At 60.7% G+C, this 26,807-nt stretch carries 28 protein-coding genes and 1 pseudogene; 15 read left to right on the top strand and 14 right to left on the bottom strand.

The window, feature by feature from the left end:
- On the top strand, positions 1–1,020 hold the full coding sequence (locus GRAN_RS09480; RefSeq protein ID WP_128912640.1) for an AraC family transcriptional regulator: 1,020 nt from the start codon (positions 1–3) through the stop codon (positions 1,018–1,020).
- Between the two features lie 178 nt (positions 1,021–1,198).
- On the opposite strand, the gene GRAN_RS09475 is transcribed toward GRAN_RS09480, so the two are convergent.
- The 4 genes from GRAN_RS09475 to GRAN_RS09460 form a co-directional block, all read right to left on the bottom strand.
- Positions 1,199–2,725 carry a DNA recombination protein RmuC gene (locus GRAN_RS09475; RefSeq protein WP_128912639.1) on the bottom strand — a complete coding sequence of 509 codons (1,527 nt, stop codon included), beginning with the start codon at positions 2,723–2,725 and terminating at the stop codon, positions 1,199–1,201.
- Between the two features lie 61 nt (positions 2,726–2,786).
- Entirely contained in the window at positions 2,787–2,966 is a 180-nt protein-coding gene (locus GRAN_RS09470; protein WP_128912638.1) for a hypothetical protein, read from the bottom strand.
- 69 nt (positions 2,967–3,035) lie between these two features.
- Positions 3,036–4,139, bottom strand: coding sequence for a glycoside hydrolase family 130 protein (locus GRAN_RS09465; protein WP_128912637.1), 1,104 nt, complete (start codon positions 4,137–4,139; stop codon positions 3,036–3,038).
- Positions 4,140–4,187: 48 nt separating this feature from the next.
- Complete coding sequence (locus GRAN_RS09460) at positions 4,188–4,601, bottom strand: VOC family protein (RefSeq protein ID WP_128912636.1); 414 nt, start codon at positions 4,599–4,601, stop codon at positions 4,188–4,190.
- Positions 4,602–4,698: 97 nt separating this feature from the next.
- Between GRAN_RS09460 and GRAN_RS09455 the strand changes: the two genes are divergently transcribed.
- Positions 4,699–5,181 (top strand): nuclear transport factor 2 family protein, encoded by a 483-nt coding sequence (locus tag GRAN_RS09455; protein ID WP_128912635.1) that lies wholly within the window; start codon positions 4,699–4,701, stop codon positions 5,179–5,181.
- Between the two features lie 8 nt (positions 5,182–5,189).
- Here the strand turns inward: GRAN_RS09455 and GRAN_RS09450 are convergent, their stop codons facing one another.
- Complete coding sequence (locus tag GRAN_RS09450; protein ID WP_128912634.1) at positions 5,190–5,471, bottom strand: hypothetical protein; 282 nt, start codon at positions 5,469–5,471, stop codon at positions 5,190–5,192.
- A gap of 186 nt (positions 5,472–5,657) precedes the next feature.
- On the opposite strand from GRAN_RS09450, the gene GRAN_RS09445 reads away from it, so the two are divergent.
- The 5 genes from GRAN_RS09445 to GRAN_RS09425 all read left to right on the top strand — a co-directional run bounded on the left by GRAN_RS09445 (position 5,658) and on the right by GRAN_RS09425 (position 9,837).
- On the top strand, positions 5,658–6,677 hold the full coding sequence (locus GRAN_RS09445; protein WP_128912633.1) for a transporter family protein: 1,020 nt from the start codon (positions 5,658–5,660) through the stop codon (positions 6,675–6,677).
- Positions 6,678–6,710: 33 nt separating this feature from the next.
- Entirely contained in the window at positions 6,711–7,508 is a 798-nt protein-coding gene (locus tag GRAN_RS09440) for a HipA family kinase (protein ID WP_192897987.1), read from the top strand.
- Positions 7,492–7,875 carry a DUF3037 domain-containing protein gene (locus tag GRAN_RS09435; protein WP_128912632.1) on the top strand — a complete coding sequence of 128 codons (384 nt, stop codon included), beginning with the start codon at positions 7,492–7,494 and terminating at the stop codon, positions 7,873–7,875. Before GRAN_RS09440 ends, GRAN_RS09435 begins: the two co-directional genes overlap by 17 nt.
- A gap of 106 nt (positions 7,876–7,981) precedes the next feature.
- Positions 7,982–9,052 carry an alkene reductase gene (locus tag GRAN_RS09430; protein ID WP_128912631.1) on the top strand — a complete coding sequence of 357 codons (1,071 nt, stop codon included), beginning with the start codon at positions 7,982–7,984 and terminating at the stop codon, positions 9,050–9,052.
- A 107-nt stretch (positions 9,053–9,159) separates the two neighbouring features.
- Positions 9,160–9,837, top strand: coding sequence for a cytochrome P460 family protein (locus tag GRAN_RS09425; protein WP_128912630.1), 678 nt, complete (start codon positions 9,160–9,162; stop codon positions 9,835–9,837).
- Here GRAN_RS09425 and GRAN_RS09420 read toward each other — a convergent pair.
- Positions 9,827–10,090, bottom strand: a complete 264-nt coding sequence (locus GRAN_RS09420; protein WP_128912629.1) for a hypothetical protein — start codon at positions 10,088–10,090, stop codon at positions 9,827–9,829. The genes GRAN_RS09425 and GRAN_RS09420 overlap by 11 nt on opposite strands.
- Positions 10,091–10,185: 95 nt before the next feature.
- Positions 10,186–10,998: a dihydropteroate synthase gene (gene folP / locus GRAN_RS09415; RefSeq protein WP_241654431.1), complete on the bottom strand. Its 813-nt coding sequence runs from the start codon at positions 10,996–10,998 to the stop codon at positions 10,186–10,188.
- A gap of 331 nt (positions 10,999–11,329) precedes the next feature.
- Between folP and GRAN_RS25455 the strand changes: the two are divergent.
- The 3 genes and pseudogenes from GRAN_RS25455 to GRAN_RS09385 all read left to right on the top strand — a co-directional run bounded on the left by GRAN_RS25455 (position 11,330) and on the right by GRAN_RS09385 (position 15,108).
- A pseudogene (locus tag GRAN_RS25455) lies at positions 11,330–13,427 on the top strand (TonB-dependent siderophore receptor).
- Between the two features lie 48 nt (positions 13,428–13,475).
- Positions 13,476–13,742, top strand: a complete 267-nt coding sequence (locus GRAN_RS26980; RefSeq protein ID WP_128912625.1) for a TonB-dependent receptor — start codon at positions 13,476–13,478, stop codon at positions 13,740–13,742.
- 193 nt (positions 13,743–13,935) lie between these two features.
- Positions 13,936–15,108, top strand: coding sequence for a PepSY-associated TM helix domain-containing protein (locus GRAN_RS09385; RefSeq protein WP_128912624.1), 1,173 nt, complete (start codon positions 13,936–13,938; stop codon positions 15,106–15,108).
- Between the two features lie 213 nt (positions 15,109–15,321).
- Here GRAN_RS09385 and GRAN_RS09380 read toward each other — a convergent pair whose 3' ends face one another.
- A complete protein-coding gene (locus GRAN_RS09380) occupies positions 15,322–15,801 on the bottom strand; it encodes a response regulator (RefSeq protein ID WP_128912623.1) in 480 nt (159 codons plus the stop codon).
- Positions 15,802–16,066: 265 nt separating this feature from the next.
- Between GRAN_RS09380 and infC the strand changes: the two genes are divergently transcribed.
- From infC to GRAN_RS09365, 3 genes are all read left to right on the top strand, one after another.
- A complete protein-coding gene (gene infC, locus GRAN_RS09375) occupies positions 16,067–16,726 on the top strand; it encodes a translation initiation factor IF-3 (protein WP_338323426.1) in 660 nt (219 codons plus the stop codon).
- A 223-nt stretch (positions 16,727–16,949) separates the two neighbouring features.
- On the top strand, positions 16,950–17,144 hold the full coding sequence (locus GRAN_RS09370; protein ID WP_128912622.1) for a hypothetical protein: 195 nt from the start codon (positions 16,950–16,952) through the stop codon (positions 17,142–17,144).
- 52 nt (positions 17,145–17,196) lie between these two features.
- Positions 17,197–18,078: a hypothetical protein gene (locus GRAN_RS09365; RefSeq protein ID WP_241654430.1), complete on the top strand. Its 882-nt coding sequence runs from the start codon at positions 17,197–17,199 to the stop codon at positions 18,076–18,078.
- 188 nt (positions 18,079–18,266) lie between these two features.
- Here the strand turns inward: GRAN_RS09365 and GRAN_RS09360 are convergent, their stop codons facing one another.
- Positions 18,267–20,243: a 30S ribosomal protein S1 gene (locus GRAN_RS09360; RefSeq protein WP_128912621.1), complete on the bottom strand. Its 1,977-nt coding sequence runs from the start codon at positions 20,241–20,243 to the stop codon at positions 18,267–18,269.
- A 267-nt stretch (positions 20,244–20,510) separates the two neighbouring features.
- On the opposite strand from GRAN_RS09360, the gene GRAN_RS09355 reads away from it, so the two are divergent.
- On the top strand, positions 20,511–21,116 hold the full coding sequence (locus GRAN_RS09355) for an HIT family protein (RefSeq protein WP_128912620.1): 606 nt from the start codon (positions 20,511–20,513) through the stop codon (positions 21,114–21,116).
- Positions 21,117–21,118: 2 nt separating this feature from the next.
- On the opposite strand, the gene GRAN_RS09350 is transcribed toward GRAN_RS09355, so the two are convergent.
- The 3 genes from GRAN_RS09350 to GRAN_RS09340 form a co-directional block, all read right to left on the bottom strand.
- Positions 21,119–21,535 (bottom strand): nuclear transport factor 2 family protein, encoded by a 417-nt coding sequence (locus tag GRAN_RS09350; RefSeq protein WP_241654429.1) that lies wholly within the window; start codon positions 21,533–21,535, stop codon positions 21,119–21,121.
- Positions 21,536–21,785: 250 nt separating this feature from the next.
- A complete protein-coding gene (locus GRAN_RS09345; protein WP_128912618.1) occupies positions 21,786–22,073 on the bottom strand; it encodes a putative quinol monooxygenase in 288 nt (95 codons plus the stop codon).
- 35 nt (positions 22,074–22,108) lie between these two features.
- On the bottom strand, positions 22,109–23,419 hold the full coding sequence (locus GRAN_RS09340) for an adenylosuccinate synthase (protein ID WP_128912617.1): 1,311 nt from the start codon (positions 23,417–23,419) through the stop codon (positions 22,109–22,111).
- 100 nt (positions 23,420–23,519) lie between these two features.
- On the opposite strand from GRAN_RS09340, the gene GRAN_RS09335 reads away from it, so the two are divergent.
- On the top strand, positions 23,520–24,344 hold the full coding sequence (locus GRAN_RS09335) for a DNA-formamidopyrimidine glycosylase (protein WP_128912616.1): 825 nt from the start codon (positions 23,520–23,522) through the stop codon (positions 24,342–24,344).
- A 42-nt stretch (positions 24,345–24,386) separates the two neighbouring features.
- Here the strand turns inward: GRAN_RS09335 and GRAN_RS09330 are convergent, their stop codons facing one another.
- Both GRAN_RS09330 and sthA read right to left on the bottom strand, forming a co-directional pair.
- Positions 24,387–25,283 (bottom strand): ROK family protein, encoded by an 897-nt coding sequence (locus GRAN_RS09330; RefSeq protein WP_128912615.1) that lies wholly within the window; start codon positions 25,281–25,283, stop codon positions 24,387–24,389.
- A gap of 123 nt (positions 25,284–25,406) precedes the next feature.
- On the bottom strand, positions 25,407–26,804 hold the full coding sequence (gene sthA / locus GRAN_RS09325) for a Si-specific NAD(P)(+) transhydrogenase (protein WP_128912614.1): 1,398 nt from the start codon (positions 26,802–26,804) through the stop codon (positions 25,407–25,409).
- Positions 26,805–26,807 lie beyond the last annotated feature (3 nt).

Below are 26,807 nucleotides of genomic sequence, written 5' to 3'. Positions count from 1 at the left end.
ATGAGCAAACACTTCCGGATTCCCACTCGCCTCGCCGCCCTACTGCAGGAGTCGGGAATCCGTGTGTCTGCTGTCCTCCAGCGCGCCAACCTTCCGCCAGGGCTCCTCGATCAACCGAGAGCCCTGGTCACCACCGAACAGCTCTTTGCCCTCTGGAGTGCGATCGCCCACGTCAGCCCCGACCCCGCCATAGGCCTCTTTCTCGGCACCGCGGCCAAGCCCGAGCACTTCGACCCCGTCGCCCTCGCCGCCCTCTTTACCAGCACCTTCGGCGACGCGATGCGCCAGCTCTCCCGCCACAAGCAGATCTCGTGCCCCGAAGAGATCGCGCTCAAGATCACGGACACCGAATCGAGCATCCAGTTCCGCTTCCTCCTCGCCGACGAAGAGGAGCCCGAGGTCTTCACCGATCTTTGTTTCGCCTGGATCCTCTCCATCGCGCGCCACGGAACCGGATCCCCGCTATCGCCGATCCGCCTCGAACTCTCCCGTGAGAGCTCTACCTACGCACGCGCGCTCGAACGCCACTTCGGCTGCCCCGTTCGCCTCGGATCCACGCGTAACGCTCTCGTATTCCGCTCTTCCGACTTTGCCTTACCGTTCGTCACCCGCAACGCCGAGCTTCTCTCCATGCTCGCCCCGCAGCTCGACGAGCAATTGAAGCAGAGCCTCGGCGAAGAGAACTTCCCCGAACGCGTCCGCGCCACAATCCAGAAGCGCCTCGCCGGGCACCGGCCGAAAATGCACGACATCGCCCGCGAGTTGCATATGAGCTCCCGCACCCTGCAGCGCCACTTGCAGGACGCCGGTTATACCTTCCACCAGGTCCTCGAAGAAGCCCGCCACCAGCTGGCCCGGCATTACCTCCACAACTCGCTACTCGAACTCAACGAGGCAGCCTACCTTCTAGGCTACGAAGACTCCAGCTCCTTCGTCCGAGCATTCCGCAGTTGGGAAGGAGTCCCACCCGGCCTATGGCGCGACGGCCAAAGAGCCAAAACGGTCACGACTCAGCCATAGCTGCTCCCGCCGTTGCTTGCATCGCAGTCGCAGTCGCCTTTCTGTTTGTCATTCCCGAAGGGAATCTGCGTTTTCCGTTGCTCTTGCCGTTGGCCATCGCATGTGCCGTTGCAAGTGTTATGCCGTCATTCTGAGCGAAGCAAAGGCCCCCTGTATCGGCCCTCGTCCGCCGGCACCCTTATCCCTCGTCACTACCGGTAGCAGCAAGCCGGCCCGCAACCCCGGCAAACTCGTCGAACCCCAACACCTCGGAACGCTCGTCCACAGGATCGCTCACAGCCTTCAACGCCCGATTGATGGTCGTCGTCTTGCCGCCAATCTCACCAAGCGTCGTCTGCACTGTCCCCACTTGCCGCTGTACCTTATCCATCAGCATCCCAAACTTCTTGAACTCTGATTTTGCGGTCTCAAGCACCTTCCAGACCTCATCACCCTTCTCCTGCAGCGCGAGCATATGGAAGCCCATCTGGAAGCTCGTCAAAATAGCGGAAAGGGTGGAAGGCCCAGCAATCGTCACCTGGCACTTCGACTGAATCTCCGCCTGCAGCGCATCCCGGCGCATCACCTCGGCATAAAGCCCCTCGGTCGGCAGAAACATGATCGCGTGCGGCGTCGTCACCGGCGGGTTGATGTACTTCTTGCAGATCCGCTCGCCCTCGGTCCGGATCGCCGCCTCGAACACCTTCCCTGCGGCCGTAATCTCCTCAGGCCGGTTCGACTCATAGGCGTTCTCAAGCCGCTCCCACGCCTCGCGCGGAAACTTCGCGTCGATCGGCAGAAGCGTATCGCCCGCCTGTCCCGGGAACCGAACCGCGAATTCCACCGCCTCGAGCGTGTTCATCTTCACCCGCGCGTTCCGAACGAACTGCGACGGCGCCAGCATCTGCTCGAGCAGCATCCCAAGCTGAACCTCGGCGAAGCCGCCACGCGACTTCACGTTCGTAAAGATCCGCGAAAGGTCATCCACTCCTTCCGACAGTTTCGACATCTCCCCAAGCCCCGTATGCACCTTACTGAGTTGATCCGTCACCTGCCCAAAACTCTCTGTCAGCCGCGTATGCAGCGTCGCATGCAGCTTCTCGTCGACGGTCAACCGCATCTCCTCAAGCTTGGCGGTGTTGTCAGTATTGATCTTCGCGAGCGAGTCTCCAACGGTAGCCCGCAGCTTCTCCTGGTGCGCGACATTCGCCTCGTTCAAGGCCGTCAGCCGCGTATGCAGCGACTCCCGCGCCTCGATCTGCGCCCGGTTCGCCTCGTTGATAAAGTTCGCCAGCCTCTGCCCGATATTGCTTAGATCATTCGCAACCGCGCTTTTGAGGGCCTCATCCGCCGCGCGATTATCCGTGCGAAAGCTCTCCAAGCCCGAGAGCAGCACACCGGAAAGCCGAGCCACGGAAGCGGTCAACTCTTCCCGAAGATGCTGCGACGTACGGTCATGCCCTTCGCGCGTGTTCAAAGCATTCGCTGCCGCCTCGCTCCGATGCAGCGCAAGATCAGACCGCAGCGCAGAGTTGAGCGACTCAAGCCCCGACCTTAGATTCTCGTCGAGAGCCTGCAGTCGCGTCTCATGACGAATCAACGAATCGGGAATCTGGGCGAGCCGAGGATCCTGGGTAACACCGGCAGGCTTTCGGAGATAAAGGATCACGACCGCGATCAACGTGAAGAATTGCAGCGCTACAACGATAAGGAGGCCAGTATCCATTCGGTTTTCCTTCGCCTTGCCAGGATACCAGCAAGGCGTGGAGGAAAAGCCGGTACAAACCTCAATGGATGTTGCTAATCGTGTTCTTCACCGTGTCGTGCTTCATCTTCATGATGTTGGATACCATGTTGGTCGCGCCGCCCGTCACCTTCTCAAGCTCTTGCTCACTCAATTCGCCGGATTCGGGCGCTTCTACACGCTGTTCGCTTGTCGTTTCGTCCATCATTTTCGCCACGGTCATTCCTCCACACACATTGCAGGGAAGGTAGATCCCTCCAGAAGGCTCGTCAATCGAAATCGAAGTGCAGGTTCAATGCCCAGGAGCCATCGCCACGGCCACCAGTGAATCGGCGCACCCGTAATAGAGCAGCCACTGGCCACGAAAGAACACTAGTCCCTCGGCGAACGTCGTCCCCGCCGGATACTGGCCCGTCTTCTCAAACGGCAACTCCGGCTTCAGCACGGGATGCTCCGTCTGCACCAACAAATGTGTCGGATCATCCCCGGCGAACAAAGCCTCGCCCGCAGCATAGGCATTGGGCCCCAGAGCCGGATCACCCGTATCCGTCCCGTTCTTCCCGTTGTAGAGAACGACGATCCCCTCAGCAGTCAGCACAGGCGGAGGCCCTGTCTCGGGAAAGGTACTGTCGAAGTGTCCCGGACGCGGACGCATCAACTCCCGCGGAGCCCCCTTATCGTCCTCGACCGGCGTCCAGTGAATCAGATCCGTCGAAGTAGCAATCCGGATCGCACCTTCACCCCAGTACATCCAGAACTTTCCGCCAATCTTCACCGCGATCAACCGCCCTCCCTCTAACTGCGTCACAATCCCCGCCGACTTGTACCGCAGCCCCGCATACTTTCCACCCGCCGCCGTGAGAAACGCAGGCCCATGCTTCGTCCAATGTGTCAGATCAGGCGAAGTCGCAATGCCCACTGAAAACGTCTTGCGGTTCCATTGTGTATACGTCAGCACATACGTCCCATCCGGAGCCTCAACAAGCCGAGGATCTTCGACACCGCCCGGAAACTCCCGATCATGCTGCGAGTCGATCCCTGGGTAGAACACGGGGGCCGCCATCCGCGTAAAGTGGACGCCGTCCGTACTCTCCGCCAGCCCAAGCCGAGAGGTGTGCATCCCGATCTCCATCGCACCCGAATCATCCTCCGCGCGATAGAGCACGTACACCTTGCCATTCCGTACAACCGCAGCAGGATTGAACGTATGCAGCGCCTCCCAATGCGTAGTCGTCTTCGAATTCGGATCAAGAAAGCTGGAGACGGGCCGAGGCGCAATCACCGGGTTCCCGCTCAAAGGCCGGGTAAACGGCCCAATCTGCCACGTGTCCTGTGCCTGCGCACCAAGGGACAAAAGCCCAACCATCGCCACGAGGAGAAACCGCGCATTCTTCATGCGGAGAAGACTACGGGAAACCGCAAACAAACGGCCAGACCACCGAGCTCATGTGTTCGCCGGTGCCTGGAAGCAAAGGAAATACCCATCCGGATCGTGAACCGGCATCTGCAACATGCCGTAAGGCGCAACCTTCGGAGCAGTCACCGCAACACCCTTCGCCTGTAACGCAACATAAGCTTCTTCGATATTCGAGCAGCCGAAATAGAGCCCGGTATCGTTGTGGCCCACAACCCTTCCAGCATCTGGAGGCAGTGGCCTCTCGTCGTCAAACTCATACGCCGTGTTGAGCATCAGCGTAGCTCCGCCCAATCGAAGCATCGCCCAGTGGAAGAAATCCGGACCCATCACCGGTGACGTCTGAATAACCTCAAAACCAAGCAGATCCCGGTAGAACCGGATCGAAGTCGGCATGTCATACACCTGAAGAAGCGGAGTCACCCCACCCAACGTCATCGCCATGGCTCACCTCATCGCGAGATGATCAACCCGCGATGCCATTGAACATAACCCAGGGAGCGAGCGTATGGAAGAAGGCAAGCGATCGACAGGAGAACCTATGAGCCCCCTCAAAGCTCTGCGCAAGCCCTTCGCAACCTTTATCCTTCTTTGTGGTTCCGCATCGTTGCTGAAAGCCCAAACTGCACCCGCCGCAACTCAAGACGAGCTCTATCAAACCATCGCATCGCTCGATGCGCAGTTATTCGACGCCTACAACCACTGTGACCTGGTGAAACTCGGCTCCATGGTTACGGATGACCTGGAGTTCTATCATGACAAGACCGGACTCGCCGTAGGCAAGCAGATCTTCCTCGAAAGCATCAAGACAAACATTTGCGGCAAAGTAACACGTCAGTTAGTGGCGGGATCGCTCGAAGCCCATCCGCTCAATCATTACGGAGCGGTAGAGATCGGGTCGCACACGTTTCATCACCCCGGACACGAAAGCGATCCTGCAGGTGTAGCAAAGTTCGTGATGCTCTGGCAGTTCAAAGATGGTACGTGGAAGATCTCGCGTGTCATCAGCTACGACCACACTTAGAAGTTGACTTAGTCGACGAAGTAACCAATATCCGTCAGCAGACGCTCGCTGAGTTCCACGCCAAGCAGACGGGCCTTCGGCGACGTACGGATCTGTCCGCGGAAGCGATCGAGCACGGTGGACGGCAGGTCGGTCTTGGCGCTCAGCATGCGGAGCAACGCTGCGCTGTCGGTCGGATAGACATAGTCTCCAGGCAAACCGCACGCCGGGCGAATGGTGAGAGAGAGTGGGATGCTGCCTGCCCCCGAAGGGAGTGGACCGGTGGATTGAGTGATGAGGTTGACTCGCATGCACAGATACTGTCATCCGCATCCGGAGTCCTCAATACACCGGATAGGGAATCACGGGAATCACTAGGGGGATGCCACCTCCGCCAATCGGGGGATCCAGTTTCCTACCTGCCAGCGTGGGCGCCGACTCTCAAAGGAACTTCCCCGGATCGTTCACGAACAGATATGCCGCATCCAAGGGATGCAGTGCCGACCACAGATAAGCTACATAGGCTAGACAAGTTATTCCTCCCGGGCGCCACCCTCGCGGTCCTGCTCTTCCTCGCCCCCGCGTCCCTGCTCGCCCAAACGCAAGTCGACTGCAAAACGCCCCAGCCCCCCACGACGCCCGTCCAGGTCGATAACGCCGAATCCACCTCAAAGCCTGACGCCGCTCAACTCCCGGAAGCTAACCCAAGCCGCCCCACCATCACCAACCCCGCCCACATTCCGCCCGTAGGCTACCTGCAGTTCGAACAGGGCTTCCTCCAGGCCAACGGATCACCCTCCGGCCTCGACCACCAGTTCAGCCTCAACCAGGCCATCCGCCTTTCCCTGCATCCACGCCTCATGCTTGAGTTCGAAAGCCAGCCCTTCGCCCTCACCCGCGAGGACGCCACACCCGACGCCCCCGCAGCCAGCCAGTCTGACCCTGGTGACCTCATCCTCGGAGTGCAAGGCCTCGCCATCAAGGAAGTCGGACGCATCCCCACCATCGCGGGGGCTTACCTCCAGCGCGTCCGTTCCGGCACCGCTCCAGACCTCGACATCGGCAGCTTCTCCCGTTCCGCCGTCATTCTCGTCAGCGGTGACCTCGGCGACTTCCACTACGACAGCAACTTTAGCGGCTCCGAGCAGCAACAAGTGCTGCTCCGCCGTGCACAGTACGGTCAAACTCTCTCGATCACCCACGATCTCTTCTCCAAAGCCCTGCATCAGAAGCTCGAACTCACCGGCGAGCTCTGGCACTTCAGCCAGCCCCTCGTCACCGCAACCCGCTCCGGCACAGCCAGCCCACGCAGCAACGCCGTCGGCACGCTCTGGGCGCTCGGCTACACTCTTCGCCCCAACGTCGTCCTCGACGCCGGCCTCAACCACGGACTCACCTCCACCTCCACGGACTGGCAGGGTTTCGCCGGCTTCACCTACGTCTTCCCCCACCGCCTCTGGCCTCACCAGGACAACCTGCCGCAGTCGCTCAACCACCGCCATGTCCATCGGCGATAACTCTCCCGGCAGGCTGATAGCCTGAGATTCGAAATGGCAGAGAGCCTGAGGACAATCCAAGCCACCCGCTATGTCACGCCTCTGCGCGAAGGCGGCTCCCTGCCCGCCATCATCGAGGCCGCTGACCTTGGCCTCTACGTCCTCAAGTTCCGCGGGGCCGGCCAGGGCCCGCTTGCCCTCGTTGCCGAACTGGTCGCCGGCGAAATCGGCCGCACCCTCGGCCTCCGGGTTCCTGAGCTGGTCCTCGTCGAAGTCGAAGAAGCGCTGGGCCGCAACGAGCCCGACCAGGAGATCCGCGACCTTCTCAAGCGCAGCGTCGGCCTCAACCTGGCCATGGACTTCCTCCCCGGAGCCACCATGTTTGACCTTGCCGCCGGAGACCGCGTCGATCCCACCATCGCCTCGTTGGCCGTCTGGTTCGACGCCTTTGTCACTAATGTCGACCGAACCGCCCGCAATCCCAACCTCCTCGTGTGGCACCACAACCCATGGTTCATCGACCACGGCGCCGCCCTCTACTTCCAGCACCAATGGCGCGCCGGGGGCGCAATCGTCGACCCGGCCGCCCGCTTCGCCGCCATCAAACAACACGTCCTCCTTCCGGCAGCGACGTCCATCCGCAAAGCGGATCAAACCGCAAAGACCCATCTCAACGAATCTGCCTTCCGCGCGATCCTCGAGCTCGTCCCGGATACATGGCTCCTCGGTGCGAATCTGACGGAAGACCCAAAAACTATGCGCGAGGCCTACACCGCATACTTCACCACACGCCTGAGCAATACAGCCGGATTCGTCGAGGAGGCGGAGCAAGCGCATGCAGACCTCGTTTGACTACGCCACCATCCGCGTCGTCCCCCGCGTCGAGTGCGAGGAGTTCATCAACGCCGGCATCGTCGTTTTCTGCCTCGAAAGGCGCTTCCTCGACGCCCGCATCCACGTTGCCCCGCTCCGCCTCCAGGCACTTTGGTCCGGCATAGACGTCGACAAGATCCGACGCCACCTCGAAGCCGTCCCCCTCCTCTGTGCCGGCGACCCCTCCGCCGGCCCCATCGCACAACTCTCCCAGCGCGAGCGTTTCCACTGGCTCGTCGCCCCGCGTAGCACCATCATCCAGACCTCCGCCGTCCACACCGGCCTGACGGAAGATCCCTCAGCCACACTCGAAAGCCTCATGCGCCGCGTTCGCGGGGAGTGCTGACAGCCCTTTCAGGCCAAACGAAGCCGCACCTTTCCCCAACGAGCCTCATCTCATCAACCATGCGTCCCCGCGAGCGCTATGAAGCTCCGGGACCGGAGGATGGACTGTGGCTGGTTTGCTGGATCCGATACAAGTGGGTGATTTGTCCTTACCGAACCGCATCTGGATGGCGCCCCTCACGCGTCTCCGTGGCACCGTCGATCACCTCCCGACCCCGGTCATGATCGAGTACTACCGCCAGCGCGCGAGCGCCGGCCTCATCATCTCCGAAGGCACACCCGTCAGCCCCATGGGCGTCGGCTACCCGCAGGTCCCCGGCATCTGGAGCGCCGAGCAGGTCGCCGGCTGGAAGCCCGTCACCCAGGCCGTCCACGAGGAAGGCGGAAAGATCTTCGCCCAGATCTGGCACGTCGGCCGCATCTCCGCGCCGGTCTACCTCAACGGCCGGAGCCCTGTCTCTTCCGTCGCCGTCGCCGCTAAGGGCACAGTCAACATCCTGCGCCCCGAAACCCCGTTCCCGGTTCCCCACGCCCTCACCGTCCCCGAGATCGCCGAGGTCATCGAAGAGTTCCGTCGCGGCGCCCAGAATGCCCAGGACGCCGGTTTCGACGGTGTCGAGATCCACGGAGCCAACGGCTACCTCATCGACCAGTTCACCCAAGACGGACCAAACACTCGCACCGACGAGTACGGCGGCTCCATCGAGAATCGTGGCCGCTTCATGCTCGAAGTTCTCGACGCCGTCACCAGCGTCTGGGGTCCGGGACGCGTGGGCATGCATCTCGCTCCCCGCGGCGACTCGCACTCCGCCGGCGACTCCAACCCTGCGGCCACCTTCGAGTATGTGGCTCGCGAGATGGGCAAGCGCAAGATCGCCTTCATCGCCGCCCGCGAATATGCCGGACCCGACAGCCTCGGTCCAAAGCTCAAGGAAGCCTTTGGCGGAGTCTTCGTCGCCAACGAGAAGTTCACCAAGGCCGCAGGCGACGAGGTCATCGTCCAGGGTAAAGCCGACGCTGTCCTCTACGGCAAACTCTTCATCTCCAACCCCGACCTGCCCGAACGCTTCGCCACCGGAGCGCCGCTCAATGCACCCATCCCTCAAACCTTCTACACCCATGGCCCCGAGGGCTACATCGACTACCCTGCCCTTTCGACCGAAGCCGCAACCGTATAAGCCGTCGCAAGCGAAAAGATCCCGGCATCCGAAAAGGAGCCGGGATTTTTTTCTGGAACCTATCCCTTCATAAGCGCGTAGGGTTATCTGAAGCCCCGGTGACCCCCATGCCCACGCGAAACATCCTGGCGGCCTGCGCCAGCCTTACAGCGATCCTCATCGCGGCAACCGCCGTGCACACTACTCATCGCGTCCAAGCCCAATCAAAAACATACTCCCCTGAATACACCAAGTCCGGCGAACTCATTGCTCCAACGAACTACCGCCAGTGGATCTTCCTCACCTCGGGCTTCGACATGACCTACCGCGAGCGCAAGGGCGCGCCCGATCACTCCATGTTCGACAACGTCTTCGTCAACCCCGAGGCCTATGCCAGCTTCCTTGAAACCGGCACCTGGCCCGACAAGACCGTCCTTGTCCTCGAAAATCGTGGCGCGCAGGAAAAAGGTGAGGTCATCGTCAAGGGCGGGCGATTTCAGGGCACCGAAGTCATGGGCCTTGAAGTCCACGTCAAGGACTCTACTCACTTCAACCGCGAGGGCATCGGCGGACAATGGGGTTTCTATGATGTCGGCAGCGACGGCAAGGGCAAGCTCTTCGAGCCGTCCGCAAGCTGTTACACGTGCCACGCCCAGCACGCCGCCGTCGACACCACGTTCGTCCAGTTCTACCCAACACTCATAGAGCTCGCCGCGAAAAAGGGCACCCTCAGCGATGCATACCGCCGCGAGCGCGACTCCTCCCAGCCAGCCGCGCCCGAGTCAAAACAATCGCCTAAGCCGTAACCGAAAGCCTCGTGGACAACGCCGCCGTCGATCCCGTCTCGCTAGCGGTCGGGATCTTGAGACCGAGCGTCGTGTCGACCTCGTTCACCGGCAGACCAAGCTTCGTCGCGATCTCCAGCACAGGCGTACCGGTCGAAGCCAGCTTCGCGATGTTCTGAGACTCGGTGGGTTTGGGCACCGGGACAGGAGTCGGCGCATTGATCTCGTTCTGCTGAAGTGAGGTCGAGGGCGGCGGAGTGATCGAGAAAGACATGTGAAACCTCGAGAGTCGAGATAAGAAGATTCAGGAAAGTTATCGGCGGGACTTGCGCTGGAGTTCAGTCGTCGAAACGAAAATTCCGGGAATTGTCAATTCCCCCCAAGGATAGCGTCAGCGATTGCCGCCGCCTCCAGCGCCGCCGGCACGTCGTGAACCCGCAAAACATGCGCTCCTGCAAGCACTGCAGCGGTATTCGCAGCCGTCGTCAGCGTCAACCGCTGCGCCGGCGTCGGGACATGACCATGGTGCAGCGAATACGCCGTTTGGGTGAGGAAACCCTTCCGCGAGATCCCCACGAGCAGCGGAAATCCCAGCCCATGCAGTTGCTCCAAATGCGCCAGCAGAGGATAGTTCTGCGCTCCCGTCTTCCCGAATCCAAACCCAGGGTCGAGCATGACTCGATCCTCAGCAATTCCGGCCGCCCGAGCCTCCTCCGTCCTCTGCCTCAGGTCTCCCGTCACCATCGATGGAATCTCCTCCGGGGCAAGCAGCGCCAGGCTCCGCCACTCCTCAGGCTTCCCTCTCGTATGCATCAGGATCGCCCCGCACTCCATCTCCGCCACCGTCGAGAGCATCGCCGCATCCCAAAGCCCGCCGCTCACATCGTTGACGATCTCCGCTCCCGCCTCGACGGCCAGCCGCGCCGTCGACGCATGATAGGTGTCGATCGAGACTATCGCCTCGGGCCGCGCCTTCAAAATGGCGCTAAGCACAGGCAGCACACGCCTCTGCTCCTCCTCCGCCGGAAGCGGGGTAGCATCCGGACGCGTCGACTCCCCACCCAGATCCAGGAGGTCCGCGCCCTCATCCAGAAGCGTCAACCCGTGCTCGATCGCATCGTGCTGCCCGAGATAACGGCCACCATCGGAAAAGCTGTCCGGCGTCACATTCAGGATGCCCATGACCAGCGTCTTCCGGCCAAGTTCAAGCGTGCGCGACCGAAGGCGCCAGGAGGAAAGAGGACGTACAGCAAAGCTCATCTGGGAATTGTAGATCGCAAGGAGTACCTCCGTACCGCCGCTCTTCGTTGAACTAGGACCATTGTTGTCGTATATTGAAATCACGTGCTCTCAACGAGTTCCCACGCATCGCATAGCGGTGTGCCGAGAGCCTTTCCTGTTGCCAGCAACGGGCGTTCTTCCCGGGCCTAGGCTCGATCGACAATCTCAGCGGTCTGTTCCCGTGCCGGCCCTCCCGGCGCCTACGCCCCGCTATGCAAGAAAGGCACCTCCGATGACCTCTTCCCACCCCTGGCTCCGCGCCCTCACCCTCGCATCCGCCGTCCTGACTGCCAGCACACTCCACGCCGCTCCCGGCGCCGCAGTCGTTCCCGACGAATCCGTAGCCTGCACATCCTCCGCAAGCCAGCAGTCTGGCACCTCCACGATCCGCGTCACCGACACCACCGGAGCCATCGTGATCCGGGCCGCCGTCGAAGCCCGCTGCGGCAATACCGTCCTCAACGGAATCACCGGCGACGATGGTCAGCTTAAGCTCACCCTCCGCCCCGGCCAGTACCGCGTCACCGTCCGCGTCCCCGGCTTCACTGACAACTCCCAGGTCACCGCGCTTGGCGCCGAAACCCTCACCGTCGCCCTCGCCGTAGGCTCCGCAACGGACACGGTCAACGTCACCGCCGACACCGGCTTCGTCCCTTACGCCTCGAACGCCGGCTCCAAGACCAACGCCCTTCTCATCGAGGTGCCGCAGTCCATCTCCATCATCAACCAGCGCGAGATGGAGGCCCGCAACGTCATCACCGTCAACGAAGCCCTCCGCTACACCCCCGGCATCCAGGCCGACGAGTTCGGCGTCGAGCCCCGCTTCGACTGGCTCAAGATCCGTGGATTCGCCGCCGAAACCTTCGGCGTCTTCCGCGACGGCATGCGCTTCAACTCGCTCGCCGGCAAGCTCGATCCCTACGAACTCGAGAGCGTCGAAGTCCTTCGCGGACCAAGCTCCATCCTGTACGGTGAGGTCCCTCCCGGAGGCCTTATCAACCAGGTCACCAAACGCCCCGGAGCCGAGCGCTCCACCGAGATCGGGATGCAGTTCGGCTCCTACGATCGCCGTCAGGTCGAAGCCGACACCACGGGCTCCATCGACCGCCAGCAAGTCTGGCGCTATCGCCTCCTCGGCCTTCTCCGCGACAGCGGAACCCAGACCAACTTTACCCCCGACAACCGCCGCCTCATTGCCCCCTCGCTCTCCTGGCACCCCAGCGACCGCACCAACCTCACCGTCCTCTCAGACTGGCAGCATGACGGAACCCGTTGGAGCCAGTTCCTTCCCTCCAGCGGAACCCTCTACAACAACAATCCCAACGGCCTCATCCCGTTGAGCGTCTTCCTCGGCGAACCCAGCTTCGATAAGGTCAAGCGCGACCAGGCCTCCATCGGCTATACCGGAGACCACCTCTTCACCGACGGCTGGAACCTTCACTCCAACTACCGCTACCAGTACATCAACGTCCAGGGCTCGACCGTCTACGGCAACGGCTTCGACACCACCATCCCCGGCAACACCACCCTCGTCAGCCGCAGTGCCTACGCCCTCCCCAGCATCGACCGTATCAACACCGTCGACATCCGCGCCCTCCGCCGCTTCACCACCGCCAACTGGGAGCAGACCGTCCTCTTCGGCTATGACTACGCGCACGTCGACATCAAGACCCAAGCCGGCTCCGCCTCCGTAGCCGACATCAACATCTACAACCCCGTCTACGGCCAGGCCACTATCCCGCCGCTCTTCTTCTACCAGGACAACGACTCCCTCCTGCAGCAGCACGGCCTCTACGCCCAGGACCAGATCAAGTACAAGCAGCACATCGTCTTCACCCTCGGCGGCCGCCAGGACTTCGCCAAGAACGACATCTCGAACTTCCTTGCCGGTGGAACCAACTTCGCCCACACCGATACCCGCTTCACCGGACGCTGGCGTGACTTACCTCACCGACAGCGGCATCGCCCCCTACGTCGCCTACTCCACGAGCTTCCTCCCCAACGCCGGCACCTTCGTCTACAACCCCACCACGAAGCTCTCCACCGACCCGGCCAAGCCCGCCGACGCTCGCCAAATCGAAGCAGGCGTGAAGATCCAGCCGCGCACCTGGAACAGCTTCATCACCGCGTCATACTTCCAGATCAACCAGACCAACGTCCTCGTCTCCGATACCGCCTTCAACTCCTACCAGTCGGGCGAAGTCCGCTCACGCGGCGTCGAGATCGAAGGCATCGCCAGCCTCACGCGAGGCCTCAGCCTCCACGGCGGCTACACCCTCACCGCCACCAACACCCTCAAGGACCAGACCGCCGCGAACGTAGGCAGGTGACTCCCGCAGACTCCACGCAACCAGACCAGCTTCCTCGCCGACTACACCGTGCAGACCAGCCGTTTCGCAGGCCTCGGAGGAAACTTCGGAGTCCGCTTCGTCGGAACCAACGCCGCCGACAGCGCCAACTCCTTCTTCGTCCCAAACTACGCCCTCATCGACGGCTCGCTTCGCTTCAACTGGCGCAGGACCCTCTTCGCCGTCAACGCAACCAACCTCACCGACAAGCGCTACATCGCCACCTGCTCCGGCCTGAACTACTGCTACGCCGGCTACGCAAGAAACGTCATCGGCACCGCCAAGTACCGCTTCTAACCGCTTCTGCTTTCCCCAACCACCAAGAGCCCGGGTGCCCCACCTTCGCCGGCAGCACCATCGTCGGCTAAGGTGGGAAGGCAAGGCGTTCCATCGCCGCGGCAACTCCAGTAGCTCTTACCGTTCCCCTCTTGTTGTCATTCTCGAAGCGAATCTGCGTCTGTCGTTGCACTTGCCCTAAGCCCCGGAAACCATGTCCGTCCTAGCCGCCTTCCTCCACCACCCCAGCCGCCTGTTCCTTCGTCGCGCTCTCTTCCAGATCCACCTCTGGGCTGGCGTCCTCATCTCCCTCTACCTGGTAATCATCTCCATAAGCGGCTCCATCCTCGTCTTCGAAGACGAGTTCACCGCACGCGCCCTCAATCTCCCGCACTTCCGACTCGAAAAAACAGCCGTGGCCTCCATCCCGGAGGTCATGCGGAACTTCCACGAGAAGTATCCCCAGGCCTGGGTCACCGGCCTGACTGTCCCCACCCCGGCCATCCCAGCCTTCCAGCTCCGCGCCACGGACGCCACCCACCGCGAACTCCGCCTGACCGCCGATCCCGCAACCGCCGCCCTCACCGAGCAGACCCGCACCTGGGTCGACTGGATCCGCGACCTTCACGTCTACCTCCTCCTCGGCAAGTCGTACGGCATCCAGGTCAACGGCATCGGCGCCGCCATCCTCCTCCTCCTCGCTGCCTCCGGACTCGTCCTCTGGTGGCCGGGCATACGCGTCTGGACCCGCGGCCTCCGCGTCAGCTTCCGCCACAACTGGCGTCGCATCAACTTCGACCTTCACAGCGCCATTGGCTTCTGGACCCTGGCAATCGTCGTCTGGTGGGCCTTCTCCGGTGTCTACTTCGCCTGGTACAGGCAGGTCGCATGGGTCGTCTCTGTCATCTCGCCTATTCAGGGCATGAAGTCCCCCGAGATGCCACCCCACCCGGCAGACGCAACCCTCCCCCGTATTACCCTCGAAGGCCTCTTGGCCGCCGCCCAGCAAGCCTCCCCCCAGGCCCACCTCTTCAGCATCAGCGACCCATCCCTCCACGACGGCCCGGGAGCGACAATCTACACCGAGATGGACCTCGCCCGCCCCGGAGACTTCTCCCACCGCGACATCGTCACGCTTGACGGAGGCTCGGGCAAGGTACTCACCATCTGGCACTACGGCCAGAACCACACCGCCGGAGACTGGATCCTGTGGGCCATGCATCCCCTCCACTTCGGAAAACTCTGGGGAATTTGCTTCAAGATCCTCTGGGCTGTCCTGGGTCTCGCTCTCGCGGTCCTCACTCTTACCGGCCTGCTGATGTACTGGAACCGCTACCTCAGACATCGCTTCAACAGCAGCACGGGCCGGAGCCAAAGCCACCCCTGAGGACTACCGCCCCTGTCAGCCTGAGCAAAGCGCGGCGAAGTCGAAGGACCTGCATCTACCTTTGCCCTTGTTCTTGCCGCTGCTTCTTTGGTTGTCATTCCCGAAGGGAATCTGCGTCCACGCCTGCTAACACGACGAGGGGTGCCCACCTTCGCCGACGGCTTTCGAGTCGGCGAAGGTGGGAAAGCAAGCCGCCCAACCGCGGCTGGTCCCTTACTTCTTAGCCTTATTCTTGCTGACCTTCCCTGCCCCAACCGCCTCGGGCTCAGGCGCAGCAATCGGCTTCTTCGGCTTCGCTTCTCCACCCGCAGCCTTCGCCAGCTTCGCCTGATGCGCCGTCAGCAGCTTTTCCAGTTGCTGGATCAACATGCGCGTCTGCATCGGCTTCACGAGCATCTTGTCCGCGCCCGTCTCCTGCCAGTCTTCGTCCGACATCGGAAAGGCCGTCAGCAACGCCACCGCCGGGTGATACTTCGCCGTCCGCGCCGCCTTGATCACCTCGACACCCGCCACGTCATGCTCCATGCGCATGTCCGTGATGATCATCTCGTACTCGCGCTTGCCGATCTTCGACTTGCCTTCCTTGGCCGACGCCGCCGTATCCACGTCAAACCCGCTGATCTCGAGCACCGCCTTCAACGTCAGCAGCACCGTAATCTCATCATCGACAAGCAAAATCCGTCGTTGCTTCACACACACCTCCGCGCCGCGCTGGCGTTCCCTGCTCTGATTCCGTCCGTGGCTACACCATATTCACCTTCCAGCACGATTCCTGCAACTTCCCATGGTCACCCCTTCCCGTTACCGAACCGCCGCCCGCATCAACCACACTTTGGCCCACATCCTGTCCAGCCGAAAGCACCAGTTTTTCCGCGAAAATGCTATACTTCACGTTGCAGCCGCGCATCTCTTTTGCGGGCTAAAACTTAAACCAACGCACGGCCCTACGAATCAGTGGCTGTGGAGGCGACCTATTCCCCCGATAGATAAACGTTCCGCAAAGTCTTTTATCCGTACCAACGAACGAATTCGCGCCCGCGAAGTCCGCGTCATTGACGAAAACGGCGAGCAACTCGGCGTCATGGCTCCCTTCGAAGCCCTCAAGATGGCCCGCGAGCGTACCCTCGACCTCGTCGAAATCTCCCCAAACGCCGTGCCACCCGTCTGCAAGATCCAGGACTACGGCAAGTTCCTCTACGAGAAGGACAAGTCCGACCGCGCTGCACGCAAGAAGCAGAAGGTCATCGTCATTAAGGAAGTGAAGTTCTCCGTCACCGTCGACGAGCACGACTACCAGACGAAGAAGAATCAGGCCGTCCGCTTCCTTGGCGAAGGCGATAAGGTCAAGGCGTCGCTGCGCTTCAAGGGCCGCCAGATGGCGCACCGCGATCTCGGCTACAAGATCATCAATCGCCTGATCCTCGATATCGGCGATGCGGGCCTGGTCGAATTCATGCCCCGCATGGAAGGCACAACGCTCCACGCCATCATCGCGCCATCGAAAAAGGCGGAACAGCAGCCCCCTGCTCCCAAGAAGGCGGCGCCCGCACCCCAGCCCGCTGCGGCACAGAGCCCGTCGGCACAGCCTGCACCTCCCCCTGTTGCGGCAGTTTCCTAAGACATACGGGGAAAACGAAGCACCCAGCCGGCCTTCAGGGCCGGCTTTTTGCGTCTGCAACCTTTGGGGAATTGTCTTTTCTTGTAATGATGACCTTAGTAATATCATATAGATACTACTCTGTTATGTTGTTGTTTTTATTGGACTTAGTTCATTGTAGATACTAGGGTCTCTTTAGCCGGCAAGTCCATAGGAATCTTCGCCGAGCCTAGGAGCTACCCTCATGAAGATTGCCATCCGCGCTTTCGTCGTCGTTCTCGCCCTCACCGGAGCTGCCGCCTCTACCCATATTTCCACCGCGCAGCAGCACACCGCCAAGCCCCTCACAACAAAGTCCAGCGCTTTCCCGATCCCGACCTGCCCCCCCGATGATCCGAACGGATGTGGGATCATGGGCAACGGAAGCGGCGTTATTTAGTCTTCTCTTTCGACCCCCCGTAGGCTATGCTGGTCTTCTGGGGGTCATCCCGTTGAATCTTCGCTATCTCATCGATATGCTCTCCTGGGTCGAGTGCTTTGTCTGCATCGGCTCCCTGGCGGTGATCCTTGTCCGCAGGCAGATGCGAAGCTTCCTCTACCTCACCCTCTTCCTCGCCGTCAGGCTATTCGCCGATCTCACGCTCGGAACGACCCTGATGTTGCGCTGGAAACACCTCAACATGCCCGTGGCCTTCTACCGGTGCTACTTCTACGTCTACTGGGTAAGCTACGCACTCGAGGCCGCTCTTCTCCTGATGGCGGTCTACGGCATCTACAAGCTTGCGATGGCACCCCTTCCGGGTCTCCAACGGCTCGGATCCCTGGTTTTCAGGTGGGCTGCCGCAATCTCGATCGCTGTCTCGATCGGTCTTGCCTTCGGACCTCACGTCTCCGGAATGAGGTTTGTCATCCGCGCTGTCAGCCAGCTCCAGCAGACATCGAGCATCCTCACCCTCTGCCTGCTTCTCTTCGTCTGCTTCGCGATCCGGCCGATGGGCCTGTCGTACCGCAGCCGCGTCTTCGGCGTGAGTCTCGGCCTCGGACTCCTCGCCACCACCAATCTCGTGGCGTCCGCGTGGATCGTGTCCAACAAGGATATGTACTCCCCGCTGAATATGATCAACGGCCTGGCAATCTGCGCCTCCTTCGTGGTGTGGATCGGCTACTTCGCGATGCCCGAACCCAAGCGCCGCATGATCGTTCTACCGACGACCTCTCCATTCCTCCGGTGGAACCAGATCTCCCAGGCTCTCGGTGACGAACCGGGCTACGTTGCAATCGCTGGCGTGCCGCCGGATATGTTTGCCGAGGCCGAGATCGAAGTCATGGAACGCGCCTCCCGCAAGATGGCCGACTACCCCGAAATGGCGTAATCCTCAAACCCCCGCCGCAACACAGGCCGCCCATCAGGGCGGCTCTCTTTTCTAGCCGATCGGATACCCATCCATTCCGAAGTGGCATCTGACTGTCGATTCCAAGGGAAATCTACTCCGGCTGGAGAGCAAATCTAAAGCAAGAGGCCACCCCGAAGGGTGGCCTCTCATCGTTTACAGAGTAGTAACTACTCGCGTTCGGACCGCTTCCAGTTGATCAGGTCGCCCAGCGTGGTGCTGCTGCTGTTGCCGCTGTTCGAGGACTGGGAGTTCGAAGACGACTTGCCGCCGCCGTGCTCGCGCTCCTTGTAGCTCTCGACCTCGGCCCGGCTCGCCTCTTCGCCAACTGCACGAATGCTCAAGCCGACCTTCTTCTCTTCCTGGTTCATCTTGACGATCTTGAACTCGTGCTCCGAGTCCACATCCATCTTGACGGGCTGGCCGGTCGCGTCGACCGCCTCGGAGACGTGGCACAGGCCCTCGACTCCTTCAGCGATCTCAACGAAGGCTCCAAACTGCGCTGTGCGCAGAATCTTGCCCTTGATGACGTCGCCAATGCGGTGCTGTGCGAAGAACGTATCCCAGACATCCGGCTGAAGCTGCTTCACGCCAAGCGAAAGCCGGCGATTCTCAGGCTCGACGCCGAGCACGATGGCCCGAACCTTCTCGCCCTTCTTCAGCACTTCCGAAGGATGCTTGATGCGCTTCGTCCAGCTCAGGTTCGAGACGTGAACGAGTCCGTCGATCCCGTCTTCGATCTCGATGAACGCACCGAAGTCAGTCAGGTTGCGAACGCGGCCTTCGATGATCGCGCCCGTCGGGTACTTGTCCTCGAGCTGCTCCCACGGATTCTCCTGGAGTTGCTTCATGCCAAGCGAGATGCGGCGGTCGTTCGGGTTCACGCTGAGGATGATCGTGTCGACCTCATCGCCCGGCTTGACCATCTTCGACGGATGCTTCATCCGCTTGGACCAGGTCATCTCCGAAACGTGCACGAGGCCTTCGATACCCTGCTCGAGCTCGACAAACGCGCCGTAGTCGGTGACCGACAGAACGCGTCCACGAACCTGCGCACCAATCGGGTAACGCTCGGTCGCATCGAGCCATGGGTCAGGCGTCAGCTGCTTGAAGCCCAGCGAAACGCGCTGCTTATCCTTGTCGAACTTGAGGACCTTCACCTGGATCTCGTCGCCCACGTTGACCAGATCACGCGGATGCGTCAACCGGCCCCAGCTCATATCCGTGATGTGAAGAAGGCCATCGAGGCCGCCCATATCGACGAATGCGCCGTAGTCGGTGAGGTTCTTGACTGTCCCGGTCAGGACCGAACCCTCTTCGAGGGTCGAAAGCGTGACCGCCTTCTTCGCGTTCTGGTCTTCCTCAAGCAGTTCCTTGCGCGAAATGACGACATTGCCGCGCTTCTTGTTCAGCTTGATAACCCGAACTTCGATCTCGGTGCCGATATAGCCGTCGAGATTGCGAACCGGACGCACCTCAACCTGCGAGCCAGGCAGGAACGCCTTGATGCCGATGTCGACGGTCAGACCGCCCTTGACGCGGCTCAGAACCATTCCCTTGACAGGTGTCTTGTCGTTGGCAGCCTGCTCCAGCTTGTCCCAAACCTTGTGACGCTGCGCCTTCTCGTAGCTGACGAGATAGCCACCCTCGGCCTCTTCCCGCTCGACCACAACCTCAACCGTATCGCCGGTCTTGAACTTCGAGTTTCCCTCGGCGTCCAGAACCTGCTCCAGCGGAATCAGTCCTTCGCTCTTCAGACCGATGTCGACCACGACGTGCTTGTCCGTGATCTTCACGACGGTTCCCGTCACGACGACTTCTTCGGCCGTCATGCTCTGCGCGGCAGCGCTCTCGGCTGCCTGCTCACGGTCGAAGTTCGCCAGCGCCGCGGCAAAGTCAGCCGCGTCGTAGTCCGGCTCATCGGCGGCCTGTTCGGCCTGGATCGTCTGGGTCGGGCTTGAAGCTACCGCGTTGGAGGAATGACTCTCGGGCGCGTCCACGGAACCGCTTTGTGCAGTCTCGTGCGTGGTTGAGGTGGAATCGGATGACAGGTCGGCATGCTCCGCTGTCGCTTCGGGCGTAATGGTTTCCAGTTCGGTGTTCAGGGGTTTGCTCTCGGTGTAATCGGGATTATGGTCGTCTACCATGTATAGTGCGTACTCCAGGACCCAAGATCCACTCTCGCCAGGCATCGATTCCTCACAGGCTCCGACAGTCCAGAAAGGACCGATCGTGAGTTATTCCCGTAAAGATGAAGGAGGCAAAAGCGAAACATAGTTGCAGAGGAGCGGCTGCTCTTGGATCCCACACGCAGTGGCTCACTCCAAAGCATATTCCCTTCCGGAAGGCACGTCAAGAAACCTCCCCGTACACGCCTCGACATCTCCCATATATTCACCACATATACTCAATCCATGGATCGCCTCTGGACCCCATGGCGCTACGCCTACATCTCCGGCGCCGACGCCGGCCGCGCCAAAGGCGTCCCCGAGGCGCTCTCCGCCTGGCCTGGAGCCGACCCAACCAACCCGCTTTCCTCTGCGAGCAACTGTGTCTTCTGCAACATGATCGCTTCCGTCGACTTCGCAATCGATCATGGAATGTCGTCTGAAGATGCCGAGCGCGCCGCTCTCATCGTCGCTCGAAGCCGGCACAGCTTCCTCTGTCTCAATCGTTTCCCTTATTCGACCGGCCATGCGCTCATCGTCCCCTACGACCACACCGACTCGCTCGCCGGGCTCCGCCCTGAAGTAGCCCAGGAGATCATGTCCACCGCGCAGCAGGTCGACACAGCCCTCCGTGCGGTCTACCACCCCGACGGCCTGAACTTCGGTCTAAACCTAGGGGAAGCCGCCGGGGCCGGAGTCGCCAGCCACCTCCACATGCATGCCCTGCCCCGCTGGGCCGGAGACACCAACTTCATGACCGTCACTGGCGAGACGCGCATCATCCCTGAGCTTCTCGAAACGACCTGGAAGCGGCTCAGAGACGTCTTTCCGGCGCGAAACAACGCTCTTTAGATCTACTTTTGCGCCGAAGTCTCGCCTTCGGGCTGGTTCGGTCGCGCCAGGCGCGTCGCCTCGAAGTTCGTGATCTTCCACAATCCTGCGGGTGTCCGCTGGTAAACGCGGGTGTAGCGGAAGCTCCCGCGCATCGGGGTTCCGTCGCTCGTCCCTTCCACCTCGGCGCGCGAAGTGACCACGGCGGTCGTGCCGATCAGCTTCACCTTCACATCGCTTAATTCAATTTTGGAGAGGACTAGCGTCCGCTTGCGAATACGGTCAAGTTGCTGCTCCTTGGTGTTCACCTGCCCCGTCATCGAGATGCCGAAGTAGTCCTCCGACAGCAGCCTCTCCATCTCGGACACATTGCCCGTGAGTTGGGCGTCTCGCCACTGCGTCTCCATATCTTCGATCTGGCGCTTCGCGTCCTTCTTCAAAGCGTGCTTGCCTGCAAGGCCGAACAGCAGAGTGCAATTCGCCGTGGGAAGCACAACAAGGAGAAGAACACAAGGAATCAGGGAAACAAGCGATTTTGCAGGGTGCAGTCGCATAGCCGTACCGGATAGTAGTCCGGATTTTGGCAGTAAGTCAAAACAAAGTCTGATGTAGCTTCAATAAAGTGTTCTGGATAGAGCCATTTTGCAACTTTCGCCACGGATGGCAGCCCCGGCCACCGTGTGGAACCCGTCAGCAGACCGCGACAAGAGTCTCCACCTGGCGGTCCTTCATCAACTGGTAGAGGCCTCCGATTGCATGATGATGAAAGTGAGGCGTGTTCCTGTGGTGCTCGCGTGCTTTCTCATCCGCATACTGCTCATAGATCACGACCGTGTCCGGATCGCCGTCGACGAAATGCGCCACGTAGCTGACGCATCCCGGCTCCTGTCGAGAGGCCAGGGTCAGGTCGCGAAGTATCTCCGCAATCCGTTCGTGGTCCTTCGAGTCGAAACGCATCCTCACCGTGAAACTGATCATCCACCCACCCCTCAAAAACCATCCGCTATCCGCACCTAGGCGCGCAGTGCATCCTCAAAGGCGGGAAGCGTCATCGTCTGGTCGCGGTCCGGACCCGTCGAGACCATCCCGATCTTCGCGCCCGATTCCTTCTCGACGAAGTGAAGATAATCCTGCGCGAGTTTCGGAAGTTTGTCGAACTCCGTGATTCCCTCGGTCGATTCACCCCACCCCTTCAGCGTCGTGTAGATCGGCTGGATCGAATCGAAGCCGCGCATATCCGCCGGAATCGTATCGGTTACCTTGCCATCCACCCGGTATCCGGTGCAGACCGGGATCTCGCGGCACTCGTCCATCACATCCATCTTCGTCACGACCAGCCACTCGGTGCCGTTGATCATGTTGGAGTAGCGAAGCAGCGGCAGATCGAGCCAGCCGCAACGGCGTGGCCTACCCGTCACCGCGCCATACTCCTGCCCGCGCGCCCGCAGCAGGTCGGCCGTATCGTCATGGATCTCGGTCGGGAAGGGCCCCTCGCCGACACGCGTGACGTAAGCCTTTGTCACCCCGATAACCGTTCCGATCATGGTCGGCCCAACGCCAGTCCCGGTCACCGCACCGCCCGCCGTGGCAGACGACGACGTCACAAAAGGATAGGTCCCGTGGTCGATATCGAGCAGCGCTCCCTGCGCTCCCTCGAACATCACCTTCTCGCCATTGCGGAGCGCCTCGTTCAGCATCACGGCCGTATCCGTCACAAACGGAGCGATCTGTTCGGCGGCGCGCGCATACTCCTCGTACATCGCCTTCGGATCCAGTGGCTCGGTGCCAAAGAGCGCATGAGCGATCGTGTTCTTCTCGTAGCAGGCGTTGTTGATATGCGTCCGCAAAAGCTGCGAGTTCAGCATGTCGACCACACGCAGCCCACTGCGGTGCATCTTGTCTTCGTACGCCGGTCCAATGCCGCGGCTCGTCGTTCCGATCTTGGTCCGTCCCGGAGCATTCTCGGCCGCAAGCTCGATCATCCGGTGATACGGCAGGATTACCTGTGCCCGGTTCGAAACAAAAAGCTGTCCATCGATCGGAAGCCCCGCATCCTTCAGCTTCTTCACCTCGCTCAGGAATGCCATCGGGTCGAGCACAACACCGTTGCCGATCACGCCTCGGCACTCGGGCCGCAGCACACCGCACGGAATCAGTTGCAGAACAAACTTGCGGCCCTTGATGATGACGGTATGCCCGGCGTTGTGGCCCCCGGCATAGCGGGCAACCACGGAGAACTTCTCCGAGAGCACATCGACGATCTTGCCTTTACCCTCATCGCCCCATTGGGCACCCAGAATGACCGCTGATTTACGCTGACTCACGACGTGATTGCTCCAAAGGATTGGTGTGACGCAGGATGGTGGGGAATCGGCTCCCCAAACCATCATCATACTACCGCTGGAAGGGTAAGCTGGATGCTGCATGCCTGAGCTCCCCGAAGTCGAAACCGTCGCAAACGGCGTCCACGAGCGCACCCACGGCCAGGTCATCGAGGCGGTCTGGACAAGCGGAAAGCCGCAAACCTTCAAGTCTCCGCCGGAAGAGATCGCCGAGACGCTCACCGGTGCGCGGATCGACAAGATTCACCGCGTCGGCAAGACCATCGTCTGCGATCTGACGCAAGCCGAGGAAGAGAAAGCCCAGTTCCTCATCCATCTCGGCATGACCGGAAGACTCCTGGTCTCCGAACCCGATGTCCCGATGCCCCCACACACCCACGCCGTCCTCACCCTGAGCGGCGGACGGGAGATCCGCTTCGTCGACGCCCGAAGATTCGGGCGCCTATCCGTTCATCACCTAGCCGCGCATGCTGAAAAGTACGAGGGCCCGGGCCGCGAGCCACTGACCATCTCGGTCGAGGACTTCATCGCACTCTTCCGAGGCAGAAAGACCCCCATCAAAGCAGCCCTGCTAAACCAGTCGCTCCTGCACGGAGTAGGAAACATCTACGCCGACGAGAGCCTCTTCCGCGCCGGCATCCGTCCCCGCCGCCAGGCAGGCCGCCTCAACCGAGCCGAACTGTCGAAACTACGCGAAGCCCTGACCGTAGTCCTCAAGCACGCGATCCAACTCGGCGGCTCCTCTGTCTCGGACTACGTCGATGCCGACGGAGTACGAGGCTTCTTCCAACTCGAGCACAAGGTCTATTCCAGAACGGGAAAACCCTGCGTGGTCTGCGGCACACCCATAAAGAAGATCACCGTCGGGGGTCGCAGCACCCACTTCTGCCCGGCCTGCCAGAAATAGAGGTCAACCCGCCGCTTCCGAGCACCAGGCGGATAGGCAGGTTCAGCGAGTCGCAGCCTGTTCCGCCGCAACGGCAGCTCCAATGATCCGGGTCTCCGCATCGTCCTGAACGATCTCAAGCGAATAAGCCTGAAGCGGACTCATCTTGACCATCCGCTGAATGTAGTCCTTCAGCATGGACAGATCGACAAAGCGAACGTTGAACCCCGCGATAAAGAATTTCCCCGGGCCATCAAGGTGAATGGAGGTAGCCGTTCCGGCCGCAAGCGCCTTGTGCCAGAGCCTCTTGAAATCCAGGCAGCGCGCATCACCCTTCGCAGCCGCTTCGAAGACCTCTTCCGGCTCCATATCGAGAAAGCGCAGACGCATGGCACGATGCCCCATGATGCCTTCCATGTGACCTCGCCCGCCGCATCCGCAGTAGTTCTCCTTATCGTCCAGGGTGACGGTGGTATGACCACCCTCCCAAGCACCCGGAAGAAAAGGATAGCGCCCAAAGCCTATGCCAACACCCAGCGTCCAAACCCGAACGATGCTATCCAGTCGCCCATGCGTCGCGGCAATTCCCGCGGCGAATCCATCGGCGTCGTTCAGCAGATTCACCGACGCATTCAGCCCATTTTCCTTCAGCTTTCCCCCGAGCACTTCCTGGAACCGCGCTCCCTTCAACTGTGCAAGATTCGGAGCCTCTTCCACAACGCCGTTCCGAATCACCCCGGGAACTCCGACTCCCACCGAAACGATATCCGTCGCCCCGTCGGCCACCTGGATGATCTGCTGACAAAGCGTATGCATGATGGCGTCGGCCGGCATTTCCACGAGCGCGTACTCATCGTCATGCGCCTCGGGAAACACACGCATTGGTCCCGCAAGCTTGTGATCCACGACGAGACCCGCAACCACCCGCTCCGATAATGTCACGCCAATACTCTTCGCCATCTTCCACCTCAATCGGTTCAGGGTCTGCCAATTCCATCAAATTCAAATCCCGCACGTCCCGCATGCGAGACATGTGTTTTGAAAATTCAGAGACGTTGCTTGCGCCTGCCCGCGGCGCGCAGGCTACTCGAACTTGCTCACACGGTTGAGACCGTTGAACGCGGCTACTTTATAACATTCAGCCAGAGTTGGGTAGTTGAACACCGTATCGACGAAATAATCCAGCTTTCCACCGAGGGCCATCACGGCCTGACCGATGTGCAAAAGCTCGCTGGCTCCCTCCCCGATGATGTGAACTCCCAAAATGGCATGGGTCATACGGTGAAAGATGATCTTGAGGCGGCCTGTCGTATCCCCACGGATCTGCCCACGGGCGATCTCGCGATAATAGGCCACGCCAACCTCGTAAGGAACATCTTCTTCGGTCAACTGCTCTTCCGTTTTGCCTATGAAGCTTATTTCGGGAATGGTGTAAATCCCATAAGGGTAAAAGCTTGGATTCGAGAGAATCGTCTCGTCTCCAAACGCCCGCGCAGCCGCGACACGCCCCTGCTCCATCGAAACCGACGCAAGCGACGGGAACCCAATCACATCGCCCACGGCGAAGATGGTCGGCTGCTTCGTCCGAAAATCCTTGTCGACGGGAATGCGTCCGCGCGAGTCAGACTCGACCCCAACGGCGGGAAGATTGAGTTCGTCGACATTTCCCTGGCGACCAACCGCGAACAGGAGTGCATCGCCCTGCACCTTCTTTTTGGACTCCAGGTTGGCGACCACGGTCCCGTCAGGCATCTCTTCGACGCTCTCGACCTCTTCATTCAGCCGCATCGTGACCCGGGAATCGCGGAGGTGGTAACTGAGAGCCTCGATGATCTCCTGGTCGGCGAACTCAAGCAGCCGCGGACGGCGTTCGATCAGAGTGACGCGAACTCCGAGTGCGGAAAACATACAGGTGTACTCGACACCGATGACGCCGCCACCGACGACAATCAGGGTCTTCGGCAGATTCACCAGGTCAAGAACGAGATCGCTATTAATGATGCTCCGCCCGTTGATGGGAACCTTGGGCGAGGAGGCCGGTTTCGTCCCGGTGGCAATAAGAATGTTCTTCGCCTCGTAAACCGTCGCCCCTTTGGAATTGGTCACTTTAACGTGAGTTGGATCCTCAAAGCTCGCAACGCCGACAAGCATCTCGATGTTATTGCGCGAAAGCTGCGCCTCGGTTACATCGATCTCGGTCTTGATCACGTGCTGAACGCGGAAGGCGAGATCCGCCATCGTAATGCGTTCCTTCACGCGGTAGTTCATGCCGTAGATGGACTTGTAGTTGTAACCGGAGAGGTGAAGGACAGCCTCGCGCATGGTCTTGGACGGAATGGTCCCGGTGGAGATACAGGCTCCGCCCACGACCTCGCGCATCTCAACCAGCGCGACCTTCTTCCCAAGTTTTGCGGCGTAAATGGCGGCTCGCTGCCCGGCCGGTCCGGACCCGATGACGATCAAATCGTATGCAGTACTCATTCG

The sequence above is a fragment of the Granulicella sibirica genome, assembly GCF_004115155.1.
GTDB classification, from domain to species: Bacteria; Acidobacteriota; Terriglobia; order Terriglobales; family Acidobacteriaceae; genus Edaphobacter; species Edaphobacter sibiricus.
Note: the sequence above shows the minus strand (reverse complement) of the source record. Positions and strands in the feature narration are given on the sequence as shown.